Origin of the sequence: Mesorhizobium sp. LSJC285A00, from assembly GCF_000503155.1 — a bacterium.
GTDB lineage: Bacteria > Pseudomonadota > Alphaproteobacteria > Rhizobiales > Rhizobiaceae > Mesorhizobium.
Window position 1 is genome coordinate 190,320 of record NZ_AYVK01000002.1, and the last position, 13,036, is coordinate 203,355.

Consider the following 13,036-nt stretch of genomic DNA (forward strand, 5'->3'; position numbering starts at 1 on the left):
TGCCCGATAGATGACAGCTGGACCGCTTGCGAAAAATAGCGATCAATCATACAATCTGTCTGATAAAATCAGACAATGAGCGGCCTGTGACCGAACTCCTCAATCTCAACCGGCTCGTCTACTTCGCCACTGTGGTGGAGACCGGCTCGTTCACGGCCGCTGCCGACCGTCTCGATGTTGCCAAGGCTGTGGTCAGCCATCAGGTCGGCAAGCTCGAAGAAGAGCTTGGCGCTACGCTGTTGCGGCGCACGACCCGGCGCGTGACGGCGACCGAAGAGGGTCGTCTGTTCTATGACCGGACCGCGATCATCCTGCGCGAGGCGGAGGCAGCCTATGGCGATATTTCGCAGCGAGCGGCGCAGCCGACGGGGACGCTGCGGCTGACGGCGCCGCTCGACTATGGCGAGAAGGTCGTGGCGCCGACCATCGCCGCCTATCTCAGAAAATATCCGAAAATGCGGGTCGAGACGATCTTCGACGATGCGGTCAGCAACCTGGTCGACGAGCAGATCGATCTCGGCATCCGCGTCGGCTGGCTTGCCGATTCCAGCAATCTGGCACGGCGGCTGGGCAGCCTGCAGCAATTCGTCGTCGCCAGCCCGGAACTGGCCGCCAGGCTGCCTGGGGAAGCCAGCCCCAGGCAGGCGAAGTCGCTGCCCTGGGTCGGCAACGCCCAGTTGCGCGGGGTCGGCCAATGGCTGTTCTCGATGGGCACGGAAACGGTGCTGGCCGAACTCAACCCCGTCGTCAGCTGCGACAAGACACCAGGCGTGCTGTCCTGCGTGCTGGCCGGCATCGGCCTCGGCATCTTTCCGGATTACAGTGTCGCCGACGACATTGCGCGCGGCCGGCTGGTGCGGGTGTTCGCGGACTGGACCTTGCCGTCCGGTGGCATCCATGCCGTCTTCCCGCCGGCGCGCTTCAGGCCGGCCAAGGTGCGCGCTTTCGTCGACCTCCTGGTTGCAGCCGAACGGCGGCGCGCGCGCAGTGCGGGCTGATTTCGGCACCGGCCGGCAACGACGGCGAGGGAACCTTTGTTCGGCAGGCGCTTTTGGATATGCTGCGATTCCGAACCGTCAGAAGGGGTACTGCCGATGACCACCAAGATCTTTGCGACCTGCATGCTCGCTCTCACTGTCGGCTGCAGCCTGTCCACAGCGGCTGTCGCCAAGGACAAGCATCGCCATCGTCAGCCAGAACCCGAACGCTACGTCCCCGCCCATCGCGACCTCATCTACGCCCTGTTCGGCGGCCCGCGCTACTATGACAAAATGCTGATCACCACGGCGGCCGGCCCGTGCTCTTACGACCGGGTCGGGCCGGACGCGAATGCGCTGAACAAGGTCAACGATCACCATTGCGGAAAGTAGATTGGTCCCAAAGGCGGGGTCCTGCGTCCCAGGGTTACCGGATGACGGCCGCCGCGAACACGATAGAGACAGTCGATGACCGCTGGTGAGTAATGGTCTCCGTCCGAAAGGAAGGCCGCTCGCAGAGCCTATGACGCAGCGCTGAAGGTGGCGCTCGACAAGACGCTGGCTGAACTCAAGAGCAGGGCCCACGTTGCGGCAACGCCTTCCGAAATGTGGGACGTCGAAGACTTTCTGCGGCAGCAGCGACGGAAGATCGACCAGATGTTCGACTATCGCTATTCACAGCTAATACAGGTCTTCGTCAATCTCATCCGGCAAGGCTATCTCGAGGAGAATCTCCTTGTTGGCTTGTCGGAAGACAAGCGGCAAACGATCCGAAAATACGCCAGCTGGAATCGCGAAGGGTAGGGGTCCTCTTCGGGGACCTGGCGCTGCGCGCCGCGCAGTTTGAGCTCAACCGTGGCTTGCCTCCCTGGCATCGGCGGTCGCGCCTCTGTCCTTGTCGTCCTGCGCCATCGCCAGCGGCGCACCCGGTTCGCCTTCCCACAGGATCAGGCTGGCGGCGCCGATCAGCCCGGCGCGGTCGCCGAGTTCAGCCTGCACGACCGGCACGTCGCGATAGGCCGGCATCGCCCGCTGCTGGATGACCGCTCTGATCGACGGTACCAGAAGGTCGAACCCGTTGGAAAGGCCGCCACCCACGACAATCAGATCGGGCGAATAGAGATGCAAGAGATTGGTGAAGCCGATGCCCAGCCATTGTGCTTCCGCCTCGATCAGGTCAAGAGCGTTGGCGTCGCCGGCCTTGGCAGCCTCTACGACATGCCTAGCCGAGACGTCGCCGTCATTTGACAGCCGTCGTAAGAGCGAGCCGTCGCCGGGCGCGGTCAATCGCGTCGCGCGGCGGCCAAGCGCGGTTCCCGATGCGACAGCCTCGAAGCAGCCGACGGCGCCGCAGAAGCAGCGGTCGCCTTCGCCGGTGATGGTCATGTGGCCGATCTCAGCCGCCAGTCCGCGCCTGCCGTGATAGATGTGGCCATCGGCGACAACGCCGCCGCCAATGCCGGTCGATACGGTCACGAACACCAGCGATCCGCTGCCGCGTCCGGCGCCAAAACGCCATTCGCCGAGCGCCGCCGCATTGGCGTCGTTTTCCAGCCGCACCGGCAGGCCGAAATGCTGCCCCAGAATGTCGATCAGCGGCACGTCGTGCCAGCCGGCCAGCGTCGGCGGCGCGATCACGATGCCCGCCTTGGGGTCGAGCGGTCCCGGCGCGCCGACGCCGATGCCGGCGACGTTTGCCTGCGGGTGTTCCCTAAGCAGCGTGCCTGCCAGAGCGACGATCTGGCCGATCACCGCCTCCGATCCCGCACCGGCAAGCGTCGGCGCTGAAGCATGAGCGACGATGCGGCCATCGCTTTCGACCAGCGCACCGCGCAGCGCCGTGCCGCCGAGATCGAAGGCCAGCNGATCGAAGGCGAGCGCAAGCTTGGTCATCAGGCGGCGACCTCCAGCCCGTGCAGCCAGGCCATGCGCCGGGCAAGGTCCGGATCGCCGAAGGCCAGCGAGCCCAGCACCACGGTCTGCGCACCTGCGGCGCGCAGTAAGGGCACGGTCTCGTGGCGGATGCCGCCATCGGCGGCGAGCACGATGTCGGCCTCGCGGCCGGCTTTGCGCATCAGCGCGCGCGCCTCGATCAGGCGCGGACACGCCTGCTCCGACAGGCTCTGGCCCTTGACGCCGATGGAAGTGCCGAGCAGCGTCACGAATGCCACTTCCGGCAGGAAGGGCGTGACGGCCGCGACCGGTGTTTCCAGCCGCAGCACCACGCCGGCCTCGGCCCCGAGTTCACGCGCCAGTTTCACGGCGCGCAGACCGGTCTCGCCGTTTTCGGCGTGCACACTGATCAGGTCGGCGCCGGCCTCGATGAACTGGCGCGTCTGTTCCTCGACGATCTCGGCTTCGACCATCAAATGGACGTGGATAGGCTTTGCGGTGAGCTTGGCGATGTGCGCCACCAGGTCCGGGAAGAACAGGAAGCCAGGGGTGAAGCGGGCATCGGCGACGTCGATATGATGGACATCGGCATGGGTCTCGATGCGCTTCAAATCGCGCTCCATATTGGCGAGGTCGGCCGACCACAGCGAAAACTCGCCGATAAGCCGGTTGCGCGGCAGGGCGGCAAATGCGGCGGGGCCGGACAGGGGCTTGTTCGTCGTCATCGTCTCAGGCTCCGTAGCCGCGCATTGTCTGGCGGTTGGTTTTGACGGCGCCGGCAGGGTCGGCGGCGGCCGTTTCGGACTCTTCCTCCAGCACCAGCCAGCCGTTGAAATTGGGTGCAGCACCAGCGATCTCGATCACCTTCGCCGTGTCACAGACGCCCTTGCCGAGCATCGCCCAGGTTCCATTCGCGTCGACATCCTTCAGATGCACATAGCGGATGCGGTCGCGATAGGTGGTGAGCGTATCCGCCATGTCCTGGCCACCGCGCAAGATGTGGCCGGTGTCGGGCACCCAGCCCACCAGCGAGGCGTCGAGCAGCCCGAAGATGCGGTCGTAGTCGGCGCGGTCGAACAGCAGCGTGTTGTGATGCGAGCTTGGATGCACCGCGACCTGGACGCCGGCCTCGCGCCCGAGCTCGCCGGCTTTGTTGTAGACCTCGGCGGCGATGGCAAACTTGTGGTCGCGCGGTCCGTCGGAAACGATCGTGGCCGAGCCCATCGACACCAGCGCGCCGGGAAAGGCGGCGGCGAAGTCGATCCAGCGTTTGGCTGTATCGAGGTCGGCGCCGATCTCATCCCTGAGCGTGAAACCGCTCTTGGAGCCGAAGGCGAAGGAGACGAGCGTCAGCCCGGATGATTTCAGCGCGGCGGCGAACTCCGTTGGCTTGCCGGCATAGCGGCCGATCATCGTGTCGGTGATCTCGATGCCGGCATAGCCGCCATCGGCGATCGCCTTGAGCAGATCGTCCGGGCCGCCGGCAAAGCGGTCGCCCAGCATTTCCCAGGTAAAGGTCTGGCAGCCGACTTTCAGGTCTTTCACGGTCATCCTTTCATTCCTTGATTCCACCTCGTTGGAGGGACATCCTACTTGACTGAGCCTGCGGTCATGCCGGCGAGGAAGAATCTCTGGGCAACCAGGTAGATGACCAGGAGCGGCAGCGAGCCGAGCACGCTCATCGCCATCATCTGGTTCCATTCGAAGGCGTGTTGCCCCATCAACAACTGGATGCCGATCGGGACGGTGCGCATGGACGTCGACTTCGTCAGTGTCAGCGCAAAGAGAAATTCGTTCCAGCACAACAGGAAGGTGTAGACCGACGTCGCCACGATACCAGGCAGTGAAATCGGGACGATCACCCGCCACAGTGCGGTCCAACTGGTGCCGCCGTCGACAGCCACCGCTTCATCGAGGTCGCGCGGCAAGGTGTTCAGATATCCCGTCATCAGCAGGATCGCATAGGGCAGCGTGAACACCAGGTAAGTCAGGATCAGCGCGACATAGGTGTCGAAGATGCCATACGAGACGACCAGCCCGAAGAACGGGATCAAAAGCGTGATCGGCGGGATCGTCTGCGTGCTGATGATGAGCGTGTTGAGGCTGCCCTTGCCGCGGAAGTTGAAACGGCTGAACCCATAGGCTGCCAGCAAGGCGATCAGCACCGTCAGCACGGTCACCGCTCCGGCGACGAAGTAGCTGTTGAAGAAGAAGCGCAGCTTTACCGGATCACCAAGGATGGCCGCATACGCTTCCAGCGTGAAGGCCTTCGGCAGGACGGTTGGCGGCAGGGCGAAGATTTCGGTATTCGACTTGAACGAGCTGCTCAGCATCCAGTAGATCGGGAAGGCCGCGAACAAGAGGCCTGCGGCAAGCGCGACATGGAGCGCGGCGGTGATCAGCCTGTCTTTGGGCGTGTGCATTTTCCTCATGTGACTACCGAGCCTTTTGATAGCGGATGTAGAACAGCGTCAGGCCGAGAGAGATCAGCAGGATGACCACGGCGCTCGCCGAGGCCTGCGACAGGTTGTAGCTCGAAAACGCCAGCTTGTATGTGTAGGTGCTGAGGACCTCGGTCGAGTAGATCGGACCGCCACCCGTCGTTATCCAGATCAATGGAAAGACCTGCATGGTCCAGATGAAGTCGAGCAGCGAGATGCTGATGATGATCGGCATCAGCTGCGGAATGGTGATGAAGATCAACTTCTGGTAGGCCTTCGCGCCGTCGATATCGGCGGCCTCGTAGAAATCCTTGGGAATGCCCTGCAAGCCTGCGAGCAGGCTGACCATGAAAAGCGGGTAGCCCGCCCAGATATTGGCGAAGGTGACGGCGTGCAGCGCGGTCGCGGGCGAGGAAAACCACTCGACCTTGGAACCGATGACGCCCATCTGCATGAGAACACTGTTCACGACACCATTCGGCTCAAGCAGAAGGCGCCAGATCACCGCGATAATTACCGCGGTGAACAGCCAGGGCAGTATGTACAGCACGCGCAGAATGTTGCGCAGCGTCGGATTGATGCGGTCGCTGTTCAGCATGAGTGCGAAGATCATGCCGATGGTCATATGGAAGACGACACTCATGCAGGTGAAGTAGAGCGTGTGCCACAGCGAGGCCCAGAACACCGGATCGGCAAAGATCGCCTGGTAGTGTTTCAGTCCGGCAAAGGACGGGTCGCGACGCAGCACCGCGCTGTTCTGGAACGAATAGCCAATCACCGTCACCATCGGCAGCAGCATCAGAAGGCCGATTATGAGGAGCGATGGTGACAGATAGAGATAGGGTGCGACCGCTCGTTTCAGCCGATGGTGGGAGCGCTTCTGCCCGGTCATGTGCGACCCCTGGGATGTGCCTTCAAGAGGAAGGTGCGCTTCAAAAACAGGTCCATCTCAAATTGCCGATCCGTTGTTGACGGGTGGCCTGACCGAGGCCGGGCCACCCGGTGGAAGATAGCAAACGGGCAATGGCCGCTCAGAATTTCGCCGTCCAGCCCTTTTGAGCGTTGGTTGCGGCTTGTTCCGGAGACTGCTCGCCGGCAAGCATCTTCTGAGCCTCCACGTCGAACTGGGTCATCAGGTCTTCAGCCACCGGCAGGCCCGTGAACTCGTTGGCGAGATAGCCGGTCTTGAAGATTTCGAAAGCCTTGGCGAAAGCCTTGTCCGAGGTCACGAAATCGGGCTTGGCGTTGACGTTGCCCGGGAAGGCATTTGCAAGCGACACGAGCTTGGCATTCACCTTCTCGCTCATCAGATATTGGACGAGCTTCCAGGCTTCATCCTGATGTTTCGAGGCGGCGGAGATGCCGATGCCCCAGGAGGCGTAGGGAAGGCCGCGCTTGCCGCTGTAGTCCGCCACGACCGGGACCGGGATCAGGTCGAAGTTCAGCTTGGGATTGCGTTTGCGGATGAGGTTCACATGCGCAAGCGAGTCGATCATCATTCCGACCCGATCGTTGACGAATTCCTCGACCTTCTCCTGCTCGGTCTTGGTGGCAATGCCGGGCGAGATGACGCCGGCGTCGTTCAGCGATTTGACGAAGGTGAGCATATCGACGACCGGCTTGCCCTCGAGAGCCGGCTTGCCTTCAACCATCATCGATTGACCCGAGGCCCAGACCCACGACATCAGGTCGTTCTGGACACCGGACGGCGTTTGCAGCGACAGCGGCAGCACCCAGCCATACTGGTTCTTGTCGGCATGGGTCATCTTCTTGGCGGCTTCGAGAAACTCCGCGCGGGTCGACGGCAGCTTGGTGACGCCTGCCTGGGCGGCGAGGTCCAGATTGACGAAGACCGGATAGACGAACGAAGCCACGGGAAACATCACCGCCTTGCCGTCCACCTTGATGATATCCGCGACCTGGGTCTTGTCGAACCCGCTCGCATCCATCATCGGGTTCATGTCGGCTAGCGCACCCTGCGCGTTCAGATTGTTCACCCAGGCGCCGTCGAGACCGACGACGTCGCTAAGCGTTCCGGTTGCGGCGCCGACCGAGATCTGGTCTCGCGTGGTCGCATAGGGACCGCTGACCAGCGTCACCTTGATGCCGGGGTTTGCAGCCTCGAAGTCGTTCATGATTGCCCTGAGCGATCCCGCCGGCAATTCGGGCTCCCACCATTGGGTGAATTCCAGCGTCGTGTCCGCCATGGCGCCGGTTGCACCAAGCAACCATGCGGCCGCGGCTATTTTCAGCATCGCGGGTCGTATCCGAAACATCATTTTCTCCTCCTTCTTCAAGATCGGCCGCACAATGCGGACGGTCGTCTGTTCATTCAGAAGCCTTCTTGTGTCTTCCGCAGGCACCTCGCTCCCGCCCGCGGTCTTCCGCAGATCTTCAGATCGCCAGATGCGTTTCGGGATCGAAGAAATGGAACTTGGCATCATCCACGGCCAACCGGATTTCCGAGCCGGAGCGGACGGCGCTGATCGGCTCGAACCTCGCCACCGCGTTCGACGCCAGGCCGAAATCGTCCACCGCATCCGGATCGCCGGAGTCCACCCGGACCGCGTCGATGTTCATGTGGACGATCTGTTCGGAGCCGAGTTCCTCGATCGAGGTCACCCTGGCCGGTATCGTCTGATACTTGCGACCGGATTCAAGGCTGCTGTCATAAAGATCCTCCGGTCTGATCCCGAACACGACCTTGCGCCCCGCATACGACCTCAAGGCCGGCCTGCGCACGAAGGCTGCATCCTGCAGCCGGACGGCGAAGTCGCGAAAAGCGAGCTCGCCGCCCTTCAGGGTCGCCTCGAAAAGGTTCATCGAAGGAGAGCCGATGAAGCCGGCAACGAAGGCGTTAACCGGCGATTCATAAAGCCTCTTGGGGGTGTCGACCTGCTGCAGCACACCGCCTTTCAGCACCGCGACCCTGTCGCCCATCGTCATCGCTTCGATCTGATCGTGGGTCACGTAAATGGTCGTGACGCCGAGCTGCTTTTGCAGGCTGGTGATTTCGGCGCGCATTTGCACACGCAGTTTCGCATCCAGATTGGAAAGCGGCTCGTCCATGAGAAAGGCGGCCGGCTCGCGCACCATGGCGCGGCCCATGGCAACCCGTTGACGCTGCCCGCCTGACAGGTTCGCGGGTTTGCTGTCCAGCAAAGACGTCAGCTGAAGAGTTTTGGCGATCTCGTCCACGCGCTTCTTGCGCTCGGCCTTCGGCTTGCCTGCCAGCCGCATCGAAAAGGCGATGTTTTCGGATACCGTCATATGCGGGTAGAGCGCGTAGCTCTGAAACACCATCGCGATGTCGCGGTCCTTGGGCGGCATGTCGACGACGTCGACCCCGCCGATCCGAAGGCTGCCGCTGGTGATGTCTTCCAACCCCGCGATCATTCGCAACGCCGTGGATTTGCCGCAGCCGGAAGGCCCGACGAGGATCAAGAACTCGCCGTCCTTGACCGACAGGTTCAACTGGTCGATTGCGCGAAAACTGTTCCCGTAGGTTTTGCAGATCTTCTCAAGAATGACTTGTGCCATATTCCTCCCTCCACAAGTATAAGCCCTGATTTTTTATGATTCTCCTGGGCTTGTGTTCGCCTGCGAAATGTTTCGTCGGATCGTTTCAGGTCATGCTCCAGCATCCACATGCGCATTTTTCAGGTTGACTGCTGACGGCGCGTTCGCCGATGCCAGGAGTTGCGTGACCTGGTCCTCGGTCGGAAGCGCCTCGCGCCCGCCACGCCCCGTTATCGAAACGGCCGCCGCCGCGGCCGCGAATGCCACCCGGCCCGCGGTGTCGGCTCCGCGCGTCAACGCATGGGCATAGGCGCCATGAAAGCAGTCACCCGCGCCTGTGGAGTCGACGACCGCAACCCGGTGCGGGGGCAGGTGCCAGAGACCTGTCTGTTCACGGCCGCGATAGTACACACCCCTGCCTCCATCGGTCAGAACCACGGCGGATCGCGATGGCAACCACAAGGCATCGAGCATCTCGGCAGGCGATCGGCGCCCCGTGGCAGTCCGTGCAAAGCTAAGTGGAAGAATGAGATGGTCGCAGAGCGCGATCAGCCGCTCCGTGGCGGGGCCGCTGCTCCATTCGATATCGCCGAGGATCGCAAGGCCGAGATCGCGAGCCCGAGCCACGACATCCAGCGACCCGGTCGCATAGCTATCGACGATCAGGACGGTTGCGCGGCTGAGGATATCGTCCGGAAAGTCCGGAGCGGTGCCCAGCATCGCATCGTCGTCATACGCGATGAACCTTTCCCCGTCCGAGCCGACGGTGATCCGCGAGTGCACCGGGCGCGCGTCGGGATGGCGCGGCGCGAATGCGGTTTCAATACCGCTCGCCACGAGATCGAGCAGAACGGCGTCGTCCGCGGCACTGGCCAGCCATCCGACGAACCCGGCGGTTCCGCCGAGCCGCGCGACGGCGGCAAGCGCCGTCGCGACATTTCCCCCGAAAGCGCGGGTACTTTGCAGAACCTTACCCTTGCCCGCCGACAATGGCTGATCGACGTAGACGATGTCGTCTATCGCAATAGCGCCGAAGCCGAGGGTGGCGGGGACGGTGGGCATCGTTCAGGCACCCGCCTTCGCCAAGGCGTCTTGCGCCGAAAGGCCGTCATGGATGACGCCGCGAAAGGCAAGCGCTGCCTTCTCCGGATCGCCGTGCCCCCAGAGATTGCGGCCTACCACGGCGCCGCGCGCGCCGGCACGGATGGCGTCCGCCGTCTGCTGAAGCGCGCCGAGCAGCGTATCGGTCTTTGGCCCCCCCGCGATGACAACCGGCACCGGGCAGGTCCGGACGGTCTCTTTGAATGACTCGAAATCCCCGGTGTAGCCGATCTTGATCACGTCGACGCCGGACTCGTAACCGATGCGCGCCGCATAGGCGATCTCGTCGGGGGTGAAGACGATCTTTGCTCCGTCGGTGAAATCGCGAGGGTAGATATGCGCCACCACAGGCATGCCGTAGCGGGCCGCCGCATTCACCGAATCGGTCAGCCAGCGTATGTATTTGCCCTCCGTCGCGCCGCGCACCGGAATGGCCACGGCCAACGCATCGGCGCCCGCGCGCACCGCATCCTCGGGCGTTGCGATCAGCTCGCTGATGCGATCGTCCGCGGTGAAACAGCCCGCCTGAATTACCAGGGAAGCTTTGCCCGCATATTGCGGCCACAGATGGCGCGCAGTGCCAGGCTGGATGCTGACATAGTCGGGTTTGCCCGCCATGACGCGTGCGAGCGCACCCGGCAGGTCGGCAAGGCCGCCTTTGCGCACGTCGCCATAGCCGACGAAGTGGTCGACCGCGCCGCCAAAAAGGTTCCCCGATGGATGCGAGAAGAGGCGCGCGAGACGCACCTTGGTTCCTAGGCTCATGAGTGCAAAATTCCCTGATCGGTTGATTTAAAAATGCTCGATCCAGTGTTTCCGAAAGAAAAAAGAAAAACAATCTTTCGAAAGCTTTCGAATCTGCATATTTTCGGTAAGGTGAGCCGAGGCCGGCGCGATTGCTCGGCGCAGGCAGGCAAGGGCAGGGCAATGTTGTCGGAGCAGAGACGCCAATCGATCCTGGGCGAGGTGCAACGCAGCGGACAGGTTCGCATCAAGGACCTGTCGGACGGGTTTGGCGTGTCGGAGGTCACGGTGCGCTCCGACCTCGAAATACTGGACCGCAAGGGACTGCTGACCAAGACCCGTGGAGGGGCGGTGACCCGGACCACCGATTCGACGACGGCCGCGTTCGCCCGGCGGATGCAAACGAACCTCGACGCAAAGAAGCGCATCGCCCGGGCGGCGCTCGACCTTTTCGAGGACAACCAGTCGGTCATCTTCGACGGTGGCTCGACCTTGATGCAGCTTGCCATGCAGTTACCGCCGCTCAGCAATGTCGTGGTCGCGGCCACGGCCATGAATATCGTGCAGCATCTTATGCATCGTCCCGGGCTCGACGTTCATATGATCGGCGGCCGGGTCTATCCCGACACGGTGAGCACGCTGATCACCGATGCCGATACGGCTCTCGGCGGCCTGGTAGCGCATCAGGTCTTTGTTGGAGCGCATGCGATAGACTCGTCACTGGATGTGGTCGACGTGAACGAAGACATGGCGCGAACGAAGCGAAACCTCGTTCGCATGGCCCGGCGCGTTGTCCTGCTCGCCGATTCGAGCAAATGGGGCGTCAGCGGGACGTCCAAGGCATTTTCGCTGTCGGCCGTCGATGTGGTGATCACCGACGATGGCCTGCCCGGTCCAATACGCAGCGAGCTTGATAGGATCGGGGCCAAGGTGATCTATGCCTGAACCCATCCCGGTCTCTGATGCGCGACGGAAAGCGCGCATGAGCCACGGGCTTCGCAGCGGCCGTCGGCCGTTTTTCATGCCGGTCATGTTCTCCTCCTCACGCTGGCGGCCTCCCAGTGCACGCCAGAATTCTCATAAGCTCTATAAAAATTTTACGCGCGTCAACATTTAAAGTCCTGTATAGCGGATTGCGGGGGGTCGTGGGAACTGCAACGGTTGCGCAGCATGCCCTTGGCTTCGGAGGAAAGCTGGAAATGCACGGAAAATCAGAGACAAAGCTCGGCATCGGTGTCATCGGCTGCGGCAACATCTCGATGACCTATCTGCGCAATGCAGCGCTCTTTGGTGGTGTCGAGCTACGCGCCTGCGCCGACATTTCCGCTGACATGGCCGAGCTGCGCGCCAGGGAATACGGCATCCGCGCCCTCGGCGTTGACGCGCTGCTGGCCGACCCCAATATCGACCTCGTGCTGAACCTGACAATCCCCGCGGCGCATTTCGATATTTCGTTCTCGGCGCTTTCGGCGGGCAAGCACGTCTTCACCGAAAAGCCGTTGGCAACCTCCGCCGCCGACGGCCGCCGGCTTGTCGCCGAGGCCGCGAAGCGCGGCCTGCTGATCGGCTCGGCGCCGGACACATTCCTGGGTGCAGCCGGCCGCCGCGCGCGCCGGCTGATGGATGACGGCGCGATCGGCAAGCCGGTGACCGGCACCGCTTTCATGATGGGACGGGGCATGGAGCACTGGCATCCCAATCCGCAATTCTACTATCAGCCCGGCGGCGGTCCGGTGTTCGACATGGGTCCCTACTACCTGACCATGCTGGTCAACCTGCTCGGACCGGTCGAGCGCGTCATGGCGATGGCGACGCACGGCCAGGAGGAGAGGCTGATCACGGCCGACGGGCCGTTCAAGAACACGACATTCAAGGTCGGCACGCCGACCAACATAGTGTCGCTGCTCGAATTCCGTTCCGGCGCCACCGTCACCTTCGGCGCCTCCTGGGACGTGTTCAAACACTCCAACCATCCGATCGAACTGCACGGCACCGAAGGCTCGCTCAGGCTGCCCGACCCCGACACGTTCGGCGGCACCGTTTCGCTGTCGGAGCGTGGCGCCGACTGGGCCGATTTCGCCAGCGAGAGCGAACTCTATGGCGACCGCAACTGGCCCTATTCCGCGCCCGACCGCGCCAATTACCGCATGCTCGGCGTCGCCGATCTGGCGCGCGCGCTGGCCGCGGGCAGAAAGCCGCGCGCCTCCGGTGAGCTGGCGCTGCATGTGCTTGAGATCATGGAGGCGATCCTGGGTTCGGGCGAAAGCCGTGGCTCGGTTGCCGTCAACGGCACGGTCGACCAGCCGCCGCTGCTTGGCGAAGACGAAGCCGCAACCCTGCTTGCCTGACGGAGGTTCGCCC

Annotated in this window: 13 protein-coding genes and 1 pseudogene; 5 read left to right on the forward strand and 9 right to left on the reverse strand. The window is 62.8% G+C overall.

Features of this window, described 5'->3' with window-relative positions; genetic code table 11:
* Positions 1 to 86 precede the first annotated feature (86 nt).
* The 3 genes and pseudogenes from X726_RS164310 to X726_RS01000000166600 all read left to right on the forward strand — a co-directional run.
* A complete protein-coding gene (locus X726_RS164310; protein ID WP_023667895.1) occupies positions 87 to 998 on the forward strand; it encodes a LysR family transcriptional regulator in 912 nt (303 codons plus the stop codon).
* A gap of 96 nt (positions 999 to 1,094) precedes the next feature.
* Positions 1,095 to 1,370, forward strand: coding sequence for a hypothetical protein (locus X726_RS164305; protein WP_023667896.1), 276 nt, complete (start codon positions 1,095 to 1,097; stop codon positions 1,368 to 1,370).
* 105 nt (positions 1,371 to 1,475) lie between these two features.
* Positions 1,476 to 1,781: pseudogene (locus X726_RS01000000166600) on the forward strand (hypothetical protein); the annotation flags it as partial.
* 45 nt (positions 1,782 to 1,826) lie between these two features.
* Here the strand turns inward: X726_RS01000000166600 and X726_RS164300 are convergent.
* The 9 genes from X726_RS164300 to X726_RS164260 all read right to left on the reverse strand — a co-directional run bounded on the left by X726_RS164300 (position 1,827) and on the right by X726_RS164260 (position 10,696).
* Positions 1,827 to 2,870, reverse strand: a complete 1,044-nt coding sequence (locus X726_RS164300) for an ROK family protein (protein ID WP_023667898.1) — start codon at positions 2,868 to 2,870, stop codon at positions 1,827 to 1,829.
* On the reverse strand, positions 2,870 to 3,595 hold the full coding sequence (locus X726_RS164295) for a ribulose-phosphate 3-epimerase (protein WP_023667899.1): 726 nt from the start codon (positions 3,593 to 3,595) through the stop codon (positions 2,870 to 2,872). Before X726_RS164295 ends, X726_RS164300 begins: the two co-directional genes overlap by 1 nt.
* 4 nt (positions 3,596 to 3,599) lie before the next feature.
* Positions 3,600 to 4,421: a sugar phosphate isomerase/epimerase gene (locus X726_RS164290; protein ID WP_023667900.1), complete on the reverse strand. Its 822-nt coding sequence runs from the start codon at positions 4,419 to 4,421 to the stop codon at positions 3,600 to 3,602.
* A gap of 38 nt (positions 4,422 to 4,459) precedes the next feature.
* Positions 4,460 to 5,302, reverse strand: coding sequence for a carbohydrate ABC transporter permease (locus tag X726_RS164285; RefSeq protein ID WP_031209018.1), 843 nt, complete (start codon positions 5,300 to 5,302; stop codon positions 4,460 to 4,462).
* 4 nt (positions 5,303 to 5,306) lie between these two features.
* Positions 5,307 to 6,203: a sugar ABC transporter permease gene (locus X726_RS164280; protein WP_023667902.1), complete on the reverse strand. Its 897-nt coding sequence runs from the start codon at positions 6,201 to 6,203 to the stop codon at positions 5,307 to 5,309.
* Between the two features lie 139 nt (positions 6,204 to 6,342).
* Positions 6,343 to 7,590 carry a sugar ABC transporter substrate-binding protein gene (locus tag X726_RS164275; protein WP_031214559.1) on the reverse strand — a complete coding sequence of 416 codons (1,248 nt, stop codon included), beginning with the start codon at positions 7,588 to 7,590 and terminating at the stop codon, positions 6,343 to 6,345.
* Between the two features lie 115 nt (positions 7,591 to 7,705).
* The gene (locus X726_RS164270) at positions 7,706 to 8,851 is read right to left on the reverse strand and encodes an ABC transporter ATP-binding protein (RefSeq protein WP_023667904.1); all 1,146 of its coding nucleotides are present in this window, start codon (positions 8,849 to 8,851) and stop codon (positions 7,706 to 7,708) included.
* Between the two features lie 90 nt (positions 8,852 to 8,941).
* A complete protein-coding gene (locus X726_RS164265) occupies positions 8,942 to 9,892 on the reverse strand; it encodes a PfkB family carbohydrate kinase (protein ID WP_023667905.1) in 951 nt (316 codons plus the stop codon).
* A gap of 3 nt (positions 9,893 to 9,895) precedes the next feature.
* Positions 9,896 to 10,696, reverse strand: coding sequence for a class I fructose-bisphosphate aldolase (locus X726_RS164260; protein WP_023667906.1), 801 nt, complete (start codon positions 10,694 to 10,696; stop codon positions 9,896 to 9,898).
* 162 nt (positions 10,697 to 10,858) lie between these two features.
* Between X726_RS164260 and X726_RS164255 the strand changes: the two genes are divergently transcribed.
* Both X726_RS164255 and X726_RS164250 read left to right on the forward strand, forming a co-directional pair.
* Positions 10,859 to 11,620, forward strand: coding sequence for a DeoR/GlpR family DNA-binding transcription regulator (locus X726_RS164255; RefSeq protein ID WP_023692210.1), 762 nt, complete (start codon positions 10,859 to 10,861; stop codon positions 11,618 to 11,620).
* Positions 11,621 to 11,874: 254 nt separating this feature from the next.
* Positions 11,875 to 13,023 (forward strand): Gfo/Idh/MocA family oxidoreductase, encoded by a 1,149-nt coding sequence (locus X726_RS164250; protein WP_023714869.1) that lies wholly within the window; start codon positions 11,875 to 11,877, stop codon positions 13,021 to 13,023.
* Positions 13,024 to 13,036: the final 13 nt, after the last annotated feature.

Excerpts from the sequence above, each read along its gene's own strand:
- X726_RS164305 (WP_023667896.1), top strand. The coding sequence starts at position 1,095 with ATGACCACCAAGATCTTTGCGACCTGCATGCTCGCTCTCACTGTCGGC.
- X726_RS164295 (WP_023667899.1), bottom strand. The coding sequence starts at position 3,595 with ATGACGACGAACAAGCCCCTGTCCGGCCCCGCCGCATTTGCCGCCCTG.
- X726_RS164290 (WP_023667900.1), bottom strand. The coding sequence starts at position 4,421 with ATGACCGTGAAAGACCTGAAAGTCGGCTGCCAGACCTTTACCTGGGAA.
- X726_RS164285 (WP_031209018.1), bottom strand. The coding sequence starts at position 5,302 with ATGAGGAAAATGCACACGCCCAAAGACAGGCTGATCACCGCCGCGCTC.
- X726_RS164280 (WP_023667902.1), bottom strand. The coding sequence starts at position 6,203 with ATGACCGGGCAGAAGCGCTCCCACCATCGGCTGAAACGAGCGGTCGCA.
- X726_RS164275 (WP_031214559.1), bottom strand. The coding sequence starts at position 7,590 with ATGATGTTTCGGATACGACCCGCGATGCTGAAAATAGCCGCGGCCGCA.
- X726_RS164270 (WP_023667904.1), bottom strand. The coding sequence starts at position 8,851 with ATGGCACAAGTCATTCTTGAGAAGATCTGCAAAACCTACGGGAACAGT.
- X726_RS164265 (WP_023667905.1), bottom strand. The coding sequence starts at position 9,892 with ATGCCCACCGTCCCCGCCACCCTCGGCTTCGGCGCTATTGCGATAGAC.
- X726_RS164260 (WP_023667906.1), bottom strand. The coding sequence starts at position 10,696 with ATGAGCCTAGGAACCAAGGTGCGTCTCGCGCGCCTCTTCTCGCATCCA.
- X726_RS164255 (WP_023692210.1), top strand. The coding sequence starts at position 10,859 with ATGTTGTCGGAGCAGAGACGCCAATCGATCCTGGGCGAGGTGCAACGC.
- X726_RS164250 (WP_023714869.1), top strand. The coding sequence starts at position 11,875 with ATGCACGGAAAATCAGAGACAAAGCTCGGCATCGGTGTCATCGGCTGC.